The following is a 15,078-nucleotide window of genomic DNA, read 5'->3' as shown; positions in this document are numbered from 1 at the left end:
CCAGAATCAAAGGTGCACAGCTGATCGTATGTATTGATGCCCACAGCGAAGTTCTCTGGAATCTTTTTCCCAAGCAGAATCATCTTGCGAGGTCTCGTTTCCGTATACAAGGCATCCTCCCAGTAGCAGTCGTCTCGGCTACTGAATTTCACAATCCTACGCCTTACTTCATCGGCATCCTCGCGGCTTATATATGCCACACCCATCATCTTTAGTTTTTTGTTCGTATCACTTCCGATATCTATGAGCTCCTTGTTCCTGTTTAGTTTAACTCTGCTGTGCGCATTCTTGCTATCCGACACCATATACCAAGAGTATGGTTCGCACTGTCCAAATGGATTTTCCTTGAACCAGATATCTGACGGAATCACATAGGTATTGCCAAGCTGCTTGCTTGCGAGTTTGAGGGAGTGGAGGTTCTCCTTACTCGCATAGTCCCTATTTGTAATCAGATTTACGCCATATTCATCCATGAGGTATTCAAAGCTTTCTTTCATGAATCCAACCACAACGTCAATCTTGGTGATTCCAGCTTCATGAAGCTGTCTGATTAATCGTTCAATCAGAACTTCGCCATGAACCTTGAGCATGGCCTTCGGATATACGGTGTTAATAGGAACCATTCTCATGCCAAATCCAGCTGCCAAAATCACTGCATTCTGCGGCTTCGATCCCGCTAGCAGCTCTTCCGCCTTTGCTGTAATGTTGTTGTCTGCACTTAGGAATCCGAGTTCTCTTAGTTTAACGATTGCACCGTTCACACTTCCTAGAGAAGCTCCATTAGCCTCTGCAACTTCTCTCTGTGTGGCTCTCGCGTTGCCTTTTAAAGTTTTCAGAACATCCAGTTCAATAGTAGATAGTTTTGTCTTCATATCGTATCTCGCAATTTATCATGAATTAGCTTGTTTGTAGTTTTTTGTTCGCTATATACAATATCATTATTTTCATGAACATGCAATATATGTATTTAATGAACACGTTTTTCTAGCCATAATATAATCCGATAGTTGAGTGCTGACAAAAAAGACCAGGCTTACGCCTAGTCTCTTTTATACTATTATTTTCATCCTGCGAATCGCTAGTGCGATTTAACGCTTTGGACTGAATATATTTCTGATATTCTTGGAATATCTAGTTCTGATTGCAACCTTTCCATTATTGGTATTTCCCTCAAGTGTAGTGAAGGTACCATCAGCATTCTTAGAAATCAGGAATCCAATATGGTCTCTATCACCACGTCCGCTATTGTGACCCTGACCTGACCAACAGAATACAATTACATCTCCAGCTTTTGCATCCTTGTAATCTACCCACTTGTAGTTGCTATGCATCCATTGCTCTGCATTAGGCACATATGCTGTCTTCTTGAAGTTAATTCCGCAGTTATACATAACATACGACACGAAAGTGTTGCACCAAGCCCACGAGCGATACTTTATGTTTCCGTTGTAGTACCAATCGTTGAATCTGTCACCGTTTTCGCCAAGGAACTGTATACCATAGTCGATAACGTTACTTGGCTCGCTCACGCTCATTACAGCACCTGATTCATCCGCAATGTATTTTCTACCCTTAAAAGTGAATGACTTGGTCATCATCACACCATCAGCGTTAAACACGTAATTGCGTCCAGCAATGTTCTTGATAGTATCTCTAACGAGAGCATAGTTGCTTTCGAGATAGTACCAATATCCACCGATCTGCTGCCACCCCTTCTGAGCTACGCCTGACCCATTAGAGTAGTACCAGTTGTTACCTTCTTTGAACCAGCCAGTCTTCATCGAGCCGTCATTAGCACCGCCAAGGTAATAAAGGCTTCCAGAGATTGTCTGCCAGCCTGTCTTCATAAGGCCAGTCCTGTCGAAGTAGTACCAGTATCCACCAACGGTGTTCCAGCCTGTCTTTGCAGAGCCGTCGCCAGAACCATTTAAATACATCCATTCACTACCGACTTTCTGCCAGCCTGTCTTCATTGCACCATCATTAGCTGCTCCAAGGTAGTAATTTTTACCACCTATGTTCTGTCTGCCAGAATACATGTATCCAGTTTCATCAAAATAGTACCAGTTTCCGCCAACGTACTGCCAGCCCTTCTTCATAGCACCGTCATTTGCACCACCGAAGTAATAGTACAGGTCATAAATTGTCTGCCAGCCTGTCTTCATTGCACCGTCACTAGATGAACCAAAGTAGTAGACCGAAGAGCCAACGTCAGCCATTCCATATGACATTACTCCATTAATCTGGAAGTAATACCATAATCCGCCAACGTACTGCCAGCCAATCTTAGCGGAACCATCACCCGCTGCACCGAGGTAGTAATAATATCTACCTACCTTCTGCCAGCCAGCTTTCATTAGGCCATCAGTTGGTCCAAAGTAGTATTTCTTACCATCAATATAGCAAAATCCCTTTTGCATTACGCCAGACTTGTTATAAAAACGCCATCCGCCAGCCTCTCTCTTCCATGTGCCTGTAACAGATGGTGCATCTGCAATATTATTGCTTGATGCAGCTGCTACTCTTGTCTCACGGGTTCTGTCCACCGCCTCTGCAGGCGTTTTGTTATTGGTGCCTTCCTGAGTTTCTGTAGCAGCTTCGCCCTGCTCAGTCTGTGTCACGGTTTCACTTTGTCTCGCTTCAACAGCTGTTTCATTAGTCACAGTCTCAGTAGTGGCATCCTCTTCAGTTGAAGCATTTGCTACTAAGCAAAAACTACAAACAAGCATCGACACACACGCAAATGTTAATGCAACATGACGCCAACGATTATTCATATGTGATATATAATTCGCTGTTTTTGCCATTAATTACCCCCTTTCCAATTAAAAATTGAATAGACACCGTAAATTCATTACACTATATAATATTTTTATTCTTAAATCAACCTAAAAGGGGGGCTTCTTGCCTGCAGCCCTTAATGTACATAAAACATAAAAGCAGGGCGAAAGTACTGTTTTTAAAGTTATCACCTATACTTCTTACCTTCTTCAGTGAGCACATAACGAGTTGCCCTTCCTACGCCCTGCGCCTCAAGGTACCCACCATCTACGATTCGGCCGAGCAACTTACTTGACTGCGAAGGAGTGAGCTTGCAAAGGTCTATCACGTCCTTTCGCCTTATTCCGTCAAATGCCCTCGCATACTGCAGTATAAGCTGCATGCTTCGGTTATAATTCTTCCCTCGCGGCTTTGCCGGCCTTAGACCATCTATTTCGAAACTGCTGAGCCACGGTTTCTCTTCGTAGCGAATACCAATCTTTCCAGTTTTGACAACGCTTCGCTTCGGATAATAAACTTTGCCGAGTTCACTCTCTTCCACACGGTACCCGCGCTCAATGTAATACTCTACATCTTTATCCTTGTCAGCAAAACCTACTGACATCTCCATCTTAGGAGGCGCGCATCAGCTTGTAAATTTTATAACGTCGATGACAATGTCCGAGAAGCCCATATTCTTGATGTATTTTATAGCGCTTTCGTTTAAATTAACCATTTTGCTTCCTTATCCTTTATGTCTTTATAATACTAATTACAAATATTATAGAAACATCTCTCTATTAATTCAATATTCGCTCCCTTTATTTGCTGCCGCACAAGTGAAGGGCTATCACCCTTATTCACAATTGATAGTTTTTAGACTGCCTGATTTGCTGCAACACAAAAGCAGGACTCTCACCCTGCTCCTGCATACACGTTTTTGTTTCTCTAACTGTGGCAAAAACGACAACGACTCTCGCCCTGCTCCTGCGTACACGTTATTATATCGGTATATTATTGCGTTATGTTATATTAATTTTCTTAACAGTTACGCCTCTGCCGATTCTTCTGAAAATGATCACATCAAGTTCAGACTCAAGCTCCCTAAGCGAACTTGTCAGCGATGGCTGAGTCATGTAAAGCTTCTCTGCAGCTTTATTTAGAGAGCCTTCATCAACTATTGTGATTATGTAGTGTAGTTGATTTAAAGTCATATGACAAGCCTCTTTTGGTAAACACTCTGTCCTTATCTATGTAAATTTAACTGAAGAAACGCTTAATCTCGATTTCTGCATTTTCAGGAGAATCAGATCCGTGAATTAGGTTCTCACGAGTACTGTGCGCAAAGTCTCCGCGAATAGTTCCAGCGGTCGCCTCCTCGAACTTAGTCGCGCCCATGATGATTCTCATGCCCTTAATGGCATTCTCACCCTCAACAATCATACCGAGAACCGGACCGGATGTCATAAAGGCAACGATTTCCGAGAAGAAAGGTTTATCTGCAAGATGTGCATAATGCTCCTTCAAAATTGCTTCATCGAGATTCATCATCTTGGCATCTACAATCTTGTAGCCCTTTCTCTCAATTCTGGAGATTACCTCTCCCATGAGACCTCTCTTAACGCAGTCAGGCTTAAGCATGATGTAAGTCTTTTCAATACCCATAGTTCTTCTCCTTTTTAAATGCTTCATTTAAATACTCTAGATATCCTTCTATAGTTTATACCACATGTGCACAGTCATTTCAGTAATATTCGGTTTATACCATAATAATCACCATTACTTTAAATAGCCTAGAAGTTCTTCTACAAGGATATGCACCGTTGTTCCCGGGTCATATTCCGATGCTTTTTACCTTGCTTAAACTTTGCCATTCGCCGTTTTGCATTCTTTATTGCTGCTTTCGTTCCTTCAAACGAATTCATAAGCTCAAATATATCTTCATCATTTTTATTATACGTTCCATTACCCAAATTATTTCTTGCGAATAATTCTTTCAGCTTTTCTTCCCAGTCACTTCTATGAAGTGCGGAATCGCTATAATGAAAATGTAAATATAGCCAGTATTCAAAAGATTGATTGCTCCAAGCTACATCATAGCCCTTACTTTTTGCCTCTGCTATCGCTTTATCAAAATCATTAAAGCCGTCTTTGTCGAATACAATCCATATGTTCTGATACATTACCTTAGCATTTTTAACTATTTTTTCAGTCTCTTCGATTAGCTTCCCCGTGCCACGACCTTGTCCTTTTATTTCTATATTAGGGATTTCATATATATCAATAGCACCTTCCTATTTTTCTGTAATTAGTTTTTTTATGCCATTTAAATATAAGGGTTCCGTTTTTTCACCTTCTGTAACAATCAAAAATGAATTAACTCTAGGTTTTAAAAATTCTCTTCTCCTTTTCTTTCTTACTTTCCCTTTTCTCTTTTTGAAAATATCATCAGAGCCCATTTACTCACCCACTTTCATCCTAAATTCTTTTAAGAACGGAATTCCCCCATAAACTCCTCCCAGATAATCTTTTTCAAACGAGGCATCAGACCTAACTTTATAGTCGGACAATGAGTATAGTTTAGAGTGTCCAAATTCATCTTTTTCGACAAACCAAATCTGATCTCTCCTAAAGAATTTTTTATCCATCAGTGTTGTATCGTGTGTTGTATAAATGAGTTGTGCTGATGAATCTGTATCATAAAATAGATCGATAATAAATTTGAGTAATAGCGGATGAAGCTTAATATTCAATTCATCTATAACAATCGTACTATTTCCTTCTATTGCAAATTGCGTATGAATAAATAGATTAATACTTTTTATTGTTCCCCCTGATTCACTATATAAAGGCAATGAATATTTATTTCCATCAGCACCAACATGATAGGTTGTAAATTCAATACTATTGTCAATTAGTTTATAATCAATATCCTTCATTCCTATATCTATCGCATTAAGAAATTTCAACAACAGTTCCTTTTTATTGTCAATTACATATGGCAAAAACTCCTCCATAATATATTGATTGTCATCAAAAGAACACGGTAAAATGTAAATTTTTCTAATGCTACCATATACGATTTTAAAAATATTTGACTCTAGCCTAGGTAGTTTATTAAAAAAAGTCAACACCAGTGTTTCTGATGGTATCTGGTTTTCAAATATTCTGCACTCACTGCGAACTGATGCCCCAAACTTTATTTCTCCGCCAACTCTTTCGAAAATGGTTGTTTTTCTTCCCGTATCAAAATTAACTACATAAAGCCACTCTGCAACGATTTCTTTATCATTATATTCAAATCCATATTGGTATTCGAACGATCCTTCAATTCCTATAATTTGAAACTCTGAATTTTCGTTTTTCCCATCAAAAGAAAATGGTGCATAATATTCACTTATTGGGCTTTTATCTCCCTCCTCATAACTATTCATTGAGTTCATAACTATATGACGAAATAATGATATAGCGGCACATAAATTTGACTTCCCGCTAGCATTTGCTCCATATACTGCTGCAACTTTAAGCAGCTTTTCTTTTCTTCCAATATCAATTAAGTTGCTCTTATGTTCTTTGTAAGCATTAATAGCTGTCATATCAAAAGTTGCTTCTTCTTTGAACGATAAAACATTTCTAACTGTAAATTGAACTAACATATTGCTACCTCCATTTTGTACATTGTACCATAACAATTATCTTATCTGTTCATTTTTACGATTTTTTCACATTTTTTGTATTGTAAATTTAAATCTCTCGCTTGTTTATTATTTATAATTTGTTTATAGCAAGGCATATCATTGGCTCTAATATTTATATACTACACTTGTTATTTGAACATTTTGATATATACGATACACCAACACGCTAACAAACCATTACAGAAACGACATAATCGAATGCTAATATAATGGTGCAAAAGGAATTAAGTGCATAAAACATTTTCTTTTGATTGTTCTTTCTTAATTAAATAATTTCGTAGTAGAAATGAACCGCTGTCGCCAAGCAGCGGTTCATTTTGTTTTTGTTTTAATCCCTCAGCATTCATCGCTCATAACGAGCACCATATATAAACCCTGATATTTTAACACATATCGCCATTTATTTTATTTGGATTAGACCATTGGTCGCTGTTGACAGTCCATCACAAACAATGTAAAGTTTTTGTTGATAATCAAAAGGAGAATGACGATGAAAGACACTAATTCCAGTTTTTCCAGCTACATTTTCAGCAAGCAGTTTCTGAGAAATGCACTCACAGTCGTGTTCGGAAACCTAATCTACGCAATCGGTGTAGCATTTTTCATACTACCGACCGGTCTAATCACTGGCGGAACGACGGGTATTGCGATTATAATGAATCACCATTTTGGGATAACGATTTCGCTATTCGTAGGAATCTTTAATGCGGTAATGTTTGTAATCGGTTTTGGGCTTCTCGGCAAAGAATTCGCTCTCACCACTATGATCAGTACATTTGCATTCCCGACAATTCTCGGCTTTCTGCAGAAAATCGTCGGTAGCTTCGTTCTTACAAATGACATGTTTCTCGCGTCATTATTCGGCGGCCTATGCATCGGAACTTCACTCGCGATAATTATTCGAATCGGAGCCAGCACCGGAGGTATGGATATCCCGCCACTTGTGCTCAATAAATACTTCAAGGTTCCGATTTCTATCAGCCTATATGTATTTGACTTCATAATCCTTATTGGTCAGATGATGTTCTCGCCAAAACGCACCAGCCTGTACGGAATCGTTCTTGTGCTCGTATATACGATTACACTGGACAGACTGCTCGCTATCGGAGCTGCTAAGACTAAGCTTGAGATCGTGACTAAGGCTTCAGAAGAGATTAAAAATGCAATTCTACACGATATCGACCGCAGCGCAACTCTGCTTCACGGCAAGACCGGTTACCTAGGAAGAGAGACTGACATAGTGATGACCATCATATCTTCAAGAGAGCTGTATAAGGTAGAGAAGCTCGTTCACGACCTCGATCCAGACGCATTTATTATCCTGAGCAAGGTTGGCAGTGTTCACGGTAGAGGATTTAGTACTGAGAAGAGGTATTTGGAGCAGAATTAGATTAATTTGAATTTTAATGCACTTAGAAAGCGGCTAGGATTTAAACAACCTTAGCCGCTTTTTATATTATGGCAGACCTCTTATTTTTGTTTTTTATGCTTATTAGTTTCTTTGTTTCCATTTGAAACCTTAACTTCTCCACTCTTGAAGATTAATCTGCTCTCTCCAGTCATACTGCTATCTTTACCACCTACAAACACTTCTTGCTTTGAAGCAGTAATTGTCGCTTCAAGTCTACTAGTGATTTTTCCTATATCAGCTTTATTAAGTGTACTTATAAACTTCTGAATCCCCTGCTCATTAAGCTGAGTCATACCTGCTGCCAGCTGTGTTGCTCCAGCATCTACCTTATTTGAGCCGTCATCGAGTTTTGCGATTCCGCTATTCAGATTTTCAAGCCCAGATACTAGTTTACTGCTTCCTGCTGCAGCTGCATCTACGCCTGCTGTGTACTGCTTAACACCGGCTATGAACATTTCTAATGAGTCTAGCTGTTCCTTGAGCGACTTTAGCTTTGCAGGAACATCCTTGCCCACAGCAATTGCAGAAAGCTTCTTCACATTGTCGCTTGCTCCCTGACTTGCAATCTCATACTCCTTGGCTGAAATTAGCAGCTTCGTTGCGTTAGCCTCCTGTGCCTGTAGTGTCTCCATATTTGTGCTACCACCTGTCAATCCCATCTCTACAGCGGTTAGCATAATTGTTTGTTGACCTGTTCCCGAAGCGAGTTGTTCATCTGTATATCCCGCTGTCTTGAGTGCTGTTACCGCAGCATTCTTATATTGATTAATATATCCCGCTGCTTTCTGCGCTTCCTTCGCTGTCACACCTGCTTGCTGTATATACTGTGCAACCTCAGCCGCTGTAGCTTCGGACTTGCCATCTGCCATCATCTTGTTATACGCAAGAGAGATGATGTTATTCTGTGTGCTTGTATCAGATACGCCTGCTGTAGATAGAGATGATCTCATCTTGTCTTCAGCCTTTGCTATAGCTCCATCTGAAATTCCTGCAAGCACCTTCGCATACGTTGAAGGAGATAAAACAATTGTATCGTCACCTAGCTGATCCTGCAGCTGCGTTGTAGCATTTGCAAAAATTTGCTTCTCAACTTGTGCTGCACCGTTTCTAAGCGATGCGCTATTTGCAGTTAACTGTTGTAAAGCACTGTTAAGCGAATTAGCTCCGCTCAAGACTTCGCTACTTCCTGACTTTAGTTTTGCAGTGCCATTTGCCAATTCGTCTGCACCGGATTTCAGGTCCTTGCTCCCCTGCTCTAGTTTATTCGATGCCTGTCCGAGTTTCTTAAGCGAATTTTCGAGCTTTGCAGCCTTTCCCTTCACACCGCTTAGATTTCCGTTCAGGTCATTTGCAATCCCGGACATAGCTGCGGTATAAGTTCCGTCTATTTCAAATTTCTCAGTGTGTGCATTGATAATCACACTATTTGGAATATCTAGCTTCGAACGGCTTATTCCAAGATTCTCATTCATATTTGGAAAAGCAACTCCCATAACGACTGTCTTATTGCCGTCATCTAAAGCCTTACCGTTAGAAACGGTTATATCGCTAAAATTATCATCGTTAAGTACGACACCACTCGCAACGGTATAAGGATGTTTAATTAACTTGCCGTTAACAATATCCGACTGGTTTACGGTATAATCGAATCTAATAGTTACATTTCCGGACTTTCCGGCTATTTCCTTTGCAGTCATTTTCTTATCGTTTAAATAGTATGTAATCTTGACATTAACCGGTAATCCTGAAGTTGGTGTTCCCTTATATTTGATAGACTTGCCATTTGCATCCCAAATGATATTATTGCCATTCTTCGAGAACTTCTCATGACCCGAAGTATTCTCGATATTTTTCAAGGTCGAGTAGTCGCTTATGCTGTCATGTTTATCGTTATTTGCAAGCTGCTCCGTAACCACTGATTCAATGATATTTCCATCTGCATCCATCGAAGTATATGTGGTCTCATTCTTGTCTTTCTGGGAAATAGTCTCCTTGCTAAGATTAGGATATGAAGATTCCATGGCTTTCTCGGTGCTGTTGGACTTCGTTACATCTGTTTCGTTCTTATTGCTCGCTGCCCCTACTGTAATTGAACCTGTCATATACATCATTCCTACCGCCAAACAAAGAGCCAGTGTGGTAGCCCCTCTTTTAACATTCTTATGATTTCCCATTTTATTCATCTCCATGCCTCCTAGATTTCGTTACTCTCTGAATGTGCCTTCTTGCTTTTCTTGTGCTCATATATATCCCTTAGCCCGCCTGTGGTATGACAAATCAAGCTGTCAAATGCCATTAGGAACGAAGGCAGTATAAGGATTACAGTTAGCATACTTATAATCGCTCCACGTGCCATCATCGTGCAAAGGGTACTAATGATTCCTATATTTGAATACATTGCTACCCCAATTGTCGCTGTAAAGAATCCGAGTGCACTCACTATAATTGATGGTATAGAAGAAGCAGCAGCCGTGCTTACCGCATCGCGCTTGTCAATCCCTAGCATTCTCTCAGTCTTATATCTTGTCGACATCAGTATCGCATAGTCGACCGTCGACCCTAACTGAATCGTACTGATACATACCGGAACTATGAACGGAAGTTCAAGTCCTGTGAACCCCGAGAATCCCATATTGACGTATATCGCAAACTCTATCGCTATTACGAGTATGAATGGTAGCGATACAGATTTTAGCACAACTAGGATTATCAAAAATACAAGCCCTATTGATATCCAATTTACAACTTTAAAATCCTTATCTGTCAGTTTTATTAAATCCTTCGTTGCCGGGGCTTCTCCGATTACGGTCGCTGACTTGTCGTATTTATGCACAATCGCTTTAACCTTATCTATTTGCCTATTACAAGCATTAGTCGAAACCTTGTATTTGGAATTAATGACTATCATCTGATGTTTGTCAGACATAAGACCGTTCTTAATAGAGCTTGGAATCATACTCCTTGGAATTGAAGGCCCAACGATTGAATCGATTCCCAGCACGCTTTTAACACCGTCAACCTTCTTAATATCATCGCTCATCTCCTTGCCGTCTAGTGCAGACATCTTTGAGTCAGCCATTACGATATAAGAAGTATTTATCCCAAAATCCTCACTTAGCTTGTTATTAGCTGTCAAGAACTGTGTCTTCTCTGCAGGTAGCTCGTTCTGTCCACTAGACAGCATCTTGGTGAAGTCATACACGATATTCTGATGATTATATCCATAAATAGCTGGTCCAATGAGCACACAGAATATTGCGATGTAAATTCCGTATCTACCTGTTAATCCGTGTGCAACTTTCGTCATATCCGGAATGAGTGATTTGTGTCTAGTCCTCTGTACCAACTTGTTAAACTGCAGTATGAGAACCGGCAGTACCGTTATACTTCCGATTACTCCAAATACAACTCCTTTTGCCATAACAATCCCAAGGTCTCGACCCATCGTATAGGTCATGAAGCAGAGTGCAAGAAATCCTGCAATTGTTGTAGCTGAACTACCGGTCACAGACACGAGTGTTGCATCAATAGCATCCGCCATCGCTTCGTTTTCCTTAAGTCCGGAATCGAGCTTCTCCATATAGCTGTGCCACAGGAATATCGAGTAATCCATTGTTACTCCAAGCTGTAGAACCGCTGCAATAGCCTTTGTTATATAAGAAACCTCACCGAGGAATATATTTGAACCCATGTTGTATAGAATAGCCATGCCAATGCTCACCATGAATATTATCGGTGCGATATATGAATCTAACAGCAGCATCATTGCAAGAAGAGATAGCAGAACTGCAACTGTAACGTACTTGAATTCCTCCTCTTCACATATGTTCTTAAGATCCTCTACCAAAGGGGACAAACCTGATATATATGTGTGCTTGTTGCTGACCTTTCTCATCTGATCAACGGCCTCGAGCGTCTTGTCGTCAGATGTTGAGTTATTGAAGAATACCACCATCATGCTCGCATCTTTATTTGACAAGTTCTTAGCTACTTGGTCCGGCAGCATCGACTTCGGAACTGTTGGATCCAATACATCATCGAGATTGAGAACTTCATCGACTCCATCAATTCTGCTGTATTCCGCTTTTAGTTGAGTGACATCGTCACTCTTCATGTTTTCAAGAACAACTATTGAGAATCCACCTTTACCAAATTCCTTCATCAAAACATTCTGACCTTTCATCGTATCCATCGTCGATGGAAGGTACGTCAGCATGTCGTAGTTAATCCTCGTCGTCTTGTAGCCTATCAACGATGGTATAAGCAGAAGCAATGACACAACGAGTATTATATGCCTATGCTTTACGACTTTAGCCCCTAGATTCATCGGTTTTTCCTCCTTGTGTATTTAACGGAGATTAATATAACATTTTTCTGACCATTAGTCAACTTTTAATAAACATTTAATTCAGCTTGTCTTTAATTGTCTTTCACATCCTTTTATTTTCAACATATATTTATGTTAGTGCTTTTAAAAAATCACCTTTACAGTTATTGACCTAAAGTCATTTAGTGGTGTATTATTGTAAAAATCACCAGTGCATGGTATATATAGTTTTGTTAACTTCAATTTGGAGGAGTATTTATGACCAAGAGGGTACTTAATAAAGAAAAAAAACGTACCGATATTCTTAATTCGGCATATGAACTGTTTACGACACTTGGATTTGCAAGAACCACAATCCTAGGAATCGCACTCAAAGCTGGAGTGGGAAAAGGAACTTTCTATCTATATTTCGATAGCAAAGAGGATGTTCGTGATACATTGATTGCCAGGAAGTCATCTGAACTTCTTCTAGATGCAGTTGAATCGCTTGAGAAGCACACTGAAGTAAGTGGCAACGAGCTTAGCCTTGCCGACAAGGTTGTTTATGCTACCGATTATCTTATAACTAAGCTTTCAAAAGATATTGCACTTTTGCAGTTTATATCTAAACACTTGAGCTGGGGGCTATTGAGCGGATCAAGAAGCATTAAGCATGAGGATGACGAAGTCCTCGACTTCAAAACGTTCTTCATGGATATTATTGAGAGGGAACAGATTCCGATTGATAATCCGGAACTCATGATATTTACAATTGTTGAGCTGATTAATTCCACATGTCACAATGTAATTCTCATGGGTGAACCTGTAACTTATAGTGATTACAAGCCTTATTTATTTAGAACCATAAGGCTGATAATTGAAGATGCGATTAATAGATAAGTAACCAATATAGGAGTAAAAAAGATATCCCATATTCTCAAATTATGTATATACTGTATAAGAAAAAAAGTGAAGCAGATGGATAGTGTTAGAGGCTTTATAGATAAATTACTACAATAAAACAGAGGGTTAACACGGGGCAAGAAGCAGGAATTAGTGCTATAAAATTAAGCAAAAATATGACACAATAAAAAGTATTGAGTGAAATAAAGCGGATTTTGTGGAGGTAGCAATGAATAAGATTACTTGTATTTGTTTAGGTGTTAGAGATATGGAAAGATCAATAAAGTTTTATAGAGATGGTTTAGGATATAAGACTGATTGCAAAGAAAATAATCCGCCAGTATGTTTTTTTGATACTCCAGGAACAAAATTTGAACTATTTCCTTTGAAACAATTAGCAAAAGATATTGATGAAAATAATCCGCCAAAGGGAAATGGGTTTTCTGGAATTACATTAGCATACAATGTTGAACATAAAGAAGATGTTGATAGTGTAATTGAATTAGTACGAAATGTTGGTGGAAAAATTGTAAAAGAACCACAAACCACTTTCTGGGGTGGATATCACGCATATTTTTCTGATTTAGATGGATATTATTGGGAGGTTGTATGGGGTTCAAATTTCAAGTTTGACGAAAATGGACTATTGAAATTTTAGTAATTTAGGAGAGATATAAAAATGGCTTCAAGTAAAGAATATTTAGAACTTATTTTAGAACAATTATCTGAATTAGATAATGTTAGTTATAAAACCATGATGGGAGAATTTATTATCTATTACAAAGGTAAAATTATTGGCGGAATATATGATGATAGATTACTTGTTAAACCTGTGCAGTCTGCGATAAATTATATGCCAAATGCGGTGTATGAGTTGCCGTATGATGGAGCAAAGGAAATGCTATTGGTAGATGATGTTGATAATAAGGAGTTTTTAATTGGCTTGTTTGACGCTATGTATGATAATTTACCTACACCAAAACCAAAGAAAAAGAAATAATAAAATCCCAGTTTGTCTAATTGAATAGAACAATTTTAGAAACAATAAATCACAAAAGTGTGCTGTTTTCTTACTCAATTTTCAAAATAAAAGGTGGGTTATAGAACAAAAAACAGAAAAAGGACGCTTGCGCATCCCTTTTCTGTAGTGTGTGTGTATTCAATAAAAGAAGGAAAGTTTGTATTAGAATAACAAACCTCATTGAACAATTAGAAGTATAGCACCTATTCAAACCCCTTGTGTGAAGATTATGTGAAATGTTTACTATAATTTATGTTCCTTTTGGGTCTATTTTTTTAAACATGCTTAATTTTAAACCTTTTTTGCATGTTTTTTGAAATAAATAATTATTTTGCCTGACTAAGTATTTTTGTAGATACAGTAGCTGCCTCTTCTGCGAGCTTCTCTGACTCTACTTTCCAGCTCTCTGCAAGCTCGCGATCAGGAATAAATGGTACATTTGCCGATACGTTAAACTCTGCCGCCTGAACTCCTGAATTTAAATTGAGGGCAGCTACATACAGATCGCTTACTAGCTGCTTGTTGGATCTGCCAATCAGACTATCGGTGAGTCTGAGCGCGCAGGTGCCCGCTCTCATGACTTTGAGCGGGGCTTCGGCTGCGCCGATCGAGGCGATGGCGATCGCCTCGCTGCGCGCTGCTTTCTCCTCATCAGTTTCCTTAGGCATTCCGTACGCATTAGCAACCTGTCCAAATGCTTTCTTATCTTCATCTACTCCAGCCATAAGCTGATCTAAGTATCCTTTTGCTTCCTCTATCGCTGCTACATTGAGCTCTTCAAACTCAGCATATTTCTTCTTACCAACAGTCAGGTTTGCAACCATCATAATCAGTGCTGCACCCTGTGCCGCTGTTAGAGCCGCAACCGCACCCCCGCCTGGAGTCGGCGCACCAGAGCTTAGAGCTTCAACATATTCATTTATCTTTTCATCGATTAGTCTGCCTGTCATGTCGTCCTCCGTTTTCCTTTTCCTATAGA

At 39.3% G+C, this 15,078-nt stretch carries 15 protein-coding genes; 4 read left to right on the top strand and 11 right to left on the bottom strand.

Translation table 11 applies throughout. The features are described 5' to 3' along the window. From AXF17_RS09365 to AXF17_RS01850, 8 genes are all read right to left on the bottom strand, one after another. A partial coding sequence (locus AXF17_RS09365) for an NTP transferase domain-containing protein (protein ID WP_237049057.1) occupies positions 1 to 872 on the bottom strand: 872 nt, incomplete at its 3' end. A 216-nt stretch (positions 873 to 1,088) separates the two neighbouring features. Continuing rightward, positions 1,089 to 2,807, bottom strand: coding sequence for a hypothetical protein (locus AXF17_RS01875; RefSeq protein WP_094233560.1), 1,719 nt, complete (start codon positions 2,805 to 2,807; stop codon positions 1,089 to 1,091). A gap of 161 nt (positions 2,808 to 2,968) precedes the next feature. Next, on the bottom strand, positions 2,969 to 3,385 hold the full coding sequence (locus AXF17_RS01870; RefSeq protein ID WP_094233559.1) for a hypothetical protein: 417 nt from the start codon (positions 3,383 to 3,385) through the stop codon (positions 2,969 to 2,971). Between the two features lie 397 nt (positions 3,386 to 3,782). After that, positions 3,783 to 3,974 (bottom strand): LysR family transcriptional regulator, encoded by a 192-nt coding sequence (locus tag AXF17_RS01865; protein ID WP_094233558.1) that lies wholly within the window; start codon positions 3,972 to 3,974, stop codon positions 3,783 to 3,785. Positions 3,975 to 4,020: 46 nt separating this feature from the next. Continuing rightward, complete coding sequence (gene ndk, locus AXF17_RS01860) at positions 4,021 to 4,425, bottom strand: nucleoside-diphosphate kinase (RefSeq protein ID WP_094233557.1); 405 nt, start codon at positions 4,423 to 4,425, stop codon at positions 4,021 to 4,023. A gap of 140 nt (positions 4,426 to 4,565) precedes the next feature. Next, positions 4,566 to 5,015, bottom strand: coding sequence for an RloB family protein (locus tag AXF17_RS09360; protein WP_330398549.1), 450 nt, complete (start codon positions 5,013 to 5,015; stop codon positions 4,566 to 4,568). Positions 5,016 to 5,054: 39 nt separating this feature from the next. Beyond that, positions 5,055 to 5,219, bottom strand: a complete 165-nt coding sequence (locus tag AXF17_RS09355; protein WP_237049056.1) for an RloB family protein — start codon at positions 5,217 to 5,219, stop codon at positions 5,055 to 5,057. After that, entirely contained in the window at positions 5,220 to 6,416 is a 1,197-nt protein-coding gene (locus AXF17_RS01850) for an AAA family ATPase (protein WP_094233556.1), read from the bottom strand. It lies immediately after the preceding gene. 532 nt (positions 6,417 to 6,948) lie between these two features. Between AXF17_RS01850 and AXF17_RS01845 the strand changes: the two genes are divergently transcribed. Further along, positions 6,949 to 7,848: a YitT family protein gene (locus AXF17_RS01845; protein WP_094233555.1), complete on the top strand. Its 900-nt coding sequence runs from the start codon at positions 6,949 to 6,951 to the stop codon at positions 7,846 to 7,848. Positions 7,849 to 7,928: 80 nt separating this feature from the next. On the opposite strand, the gene AXF17_RS01840 is transcribed toward AXF17_RS01845, so the two are convergent. Together AXF17_RS01840 and AXF17_RS01835 are read right to left on the bottom strand one after the other, a co-directional pair. Then, on the bottom strand, positions 7,929 to 10,052 hold the full coding sequence (locus tag AXF17_RS01840) for a hypothetical protein (protein WP_207651571.1): 2,124 nt from the start codon (positions 10,050 to 10,052) through the stop codon (positions 7,929 to 7,931). An 11-nt stretch (positions 10,053 to 10,063) separates the two neighbouring features. Next, the gene (locus AXF17_RS01835; RefSeq protein WP_094233553.1) at positions 10,064 to 12,196 is read right to left on the bottom strand and encodes an efflux RND transporter permease subunit; all 2,133 of its coding nucleotides are present in this window, start codon (positions 12,194 to 12,196) and stop codon (positions 10,064 to 10,066) included. 258 nt (positions 12,197 to 12,454) lie between these two features. Here AXF17_RS01835 and AXF17_RS01830 point away from each other — a divergent pair, with 258 nt between their 5' ends. The 3 genes from AXF17_RS01830 (at position 12,455) to AXF17_RS01820 (ending at position 14,078) form a co-directional block, all read left to right on the top strand. Beyond that, positions 12,455 to 13,075: a TetR/AcrR family transcriptional regulator gene (locus tag AXF17_RS01830; protein WP_094233552.1), complete on the top strand. Its 621-nt coding sequence runs from the start codon at positions 12,455 to 12,457 to the stop codon at positions 13,073 to 13,075. 232 nt (positions 13,076 to 13,307) lie between these two features. After that, on the top strand, positions 13,308 to 13,736 hold the full coding sequence (locus AXF17_RS01825; protein ID WP_094233551.1) for a VOC family protein: 429 nt from the start codon (positions 13,308 to 13,310) through the stop codon (positions 13,734 to 13,736). Positions 13,737 to 13,757: 21 nt separating this feature from the next. After that, complete coding sequence (locus tag AXF17_RS01820; protein WP_094233550.1) at positions 13,758 to 14,078, top strand: TfoX/Sxy family protein; 321 nt, start codon at positions 13,758 to 13,760, stop codon at positions 14,076 to 14,078. A 347-nt stretch (positions 14,079 to 14,425) separates the two neighbouring features. On the opposite strand, the gene AXF17_RS01815 is transcribed toward AXF17_RS01820, so the two are convergent. Then, positions 14,426 to 15,049 carry a cyclodeaminase/cyclohydrolase family protein gene (locus AXF17_RS01815; protein WP_094233549.1) on the bottom strand — a complete coding sequence of 208 codons (624 nt, stop codon included), beginning with the start codon at positions 15,047 to 15,049 and terminating at the stop codon, positions 14,426 to 14,428. Positions 15,050 to 15,078: the final 29 nt, after the last annotated feature.

Source organism: Mogibacterium pumilum (assembly GCF_002243385.1).
In the GTDB taxonomy this organism is placed as follows: Bacteria; Bacillota; Clostridia; order Peptostreptococcales; family Anaerovoracaceae; genus Mogibacterium; species Mogibacterium pumilum.
Note: the sequence above shows the minus strand (reverse complement) of the source record. Positions and strands in the feature narration are given on the sequence as shown.

What these genes read in the sequence shown, in the direction of transcription:
- AXF17_RS01845 (WP_094233555.1), top strand. Translation starts at nt 6,949, where the DNA reads ATGAAAGACACTAATTCCAGTTTTTCCAGCTACATTTTCAGCAAGCAG.
- ndk (WP_094233557.1), bottom strand. Translation starts at nt 4,425, where the DNA reads ATGGGTATTGAAAAGACTTACATCATGCTTAAGCCTGACTGCGTTAAG.
- AXF17_RS01830 (WP_094233552.1), top strand. Translation starts at nt 12,455, where the DNA reads ATGACCAAGAGGGTACTTAATAAAGAAAAAAAACGTACCGATATTCTT.
- AXF17_RS01815 (WP_094233549.1), bottom strand. Translation starts at nt 15,049, where the DNA reads ATGACAGGCAGACTAATCGATGAAAAGATAAATGAATATGTTGAAGCT.
- AXF17_RS01820 (WP_094233550.1), top strand. Translation starts at nt 13,758, where the DNA reads ATGGCTTCAAGTAAAGAATATTTAGAACTTATTTTAGAACAATTATCT.
- AXF17_RS01865 (WP_094233558.1), bottom strand. Translation starts at nt 3,974, where the DNA reads ATGACTTTAAATCAACTACACTACATAATCACAATAGTTGATGAAGGC.
- AXF17_RS01850 (WP_094233556.1), bottom strand. Translation starts at nt 6,416, where the DNA reads ATGTTAGTTCAATTTACAGTTAGAAATGTTTTATCGTTCAAAGAAGAA.
- AXF17_RS01875 (WP_094233560.1), bottom strand. Translation starts at nt 2,807, where the DNA reads ATGGCAAAAACAGCGAATTATATATCACATATGAATAATCGTTGGCGT.
- AXF17_RS01825 (WP_094233551.1), top strand. Translation starts at nt 13,308, where the DNA reads ATGAATAAGATTACTTGTATTTGTTTAGGTGTTAGAGATATGGAAAGA.
- AXF17_RS01870 (WP_094233559.1), bottom strand. Translation starts at nt 3,385, where the DNA reads ATGTCAGTAGGTTTTGCTGACAAGGATAAAGATGTAGAGTATTACATT.
- AXF17_RS01835 (WP_094233553.1), bottom strand. Translation starts at nt 12,196, where the DNA reads ATGAATCTAGGGGCTAAAGTCGTAAAGCATAGGCATATAATACTCGTT.
- AXF17_RS01840 (WP_207651571.1), bottom strand. Translation starts at nt 10,052, where the DNA reads ATGAATAAAATGGGAAATCATAAGAATGTTAAAAGAGGGGCTACCACA.
- AXF17_RS09355 (WP_237049056.1), bottom strand. Translation starts at nt 5,219, where the DNA reads ATGGGCTCTGATGATATTTTCAAAAAGAGAAAAGGGAAAGTAAGAAAG.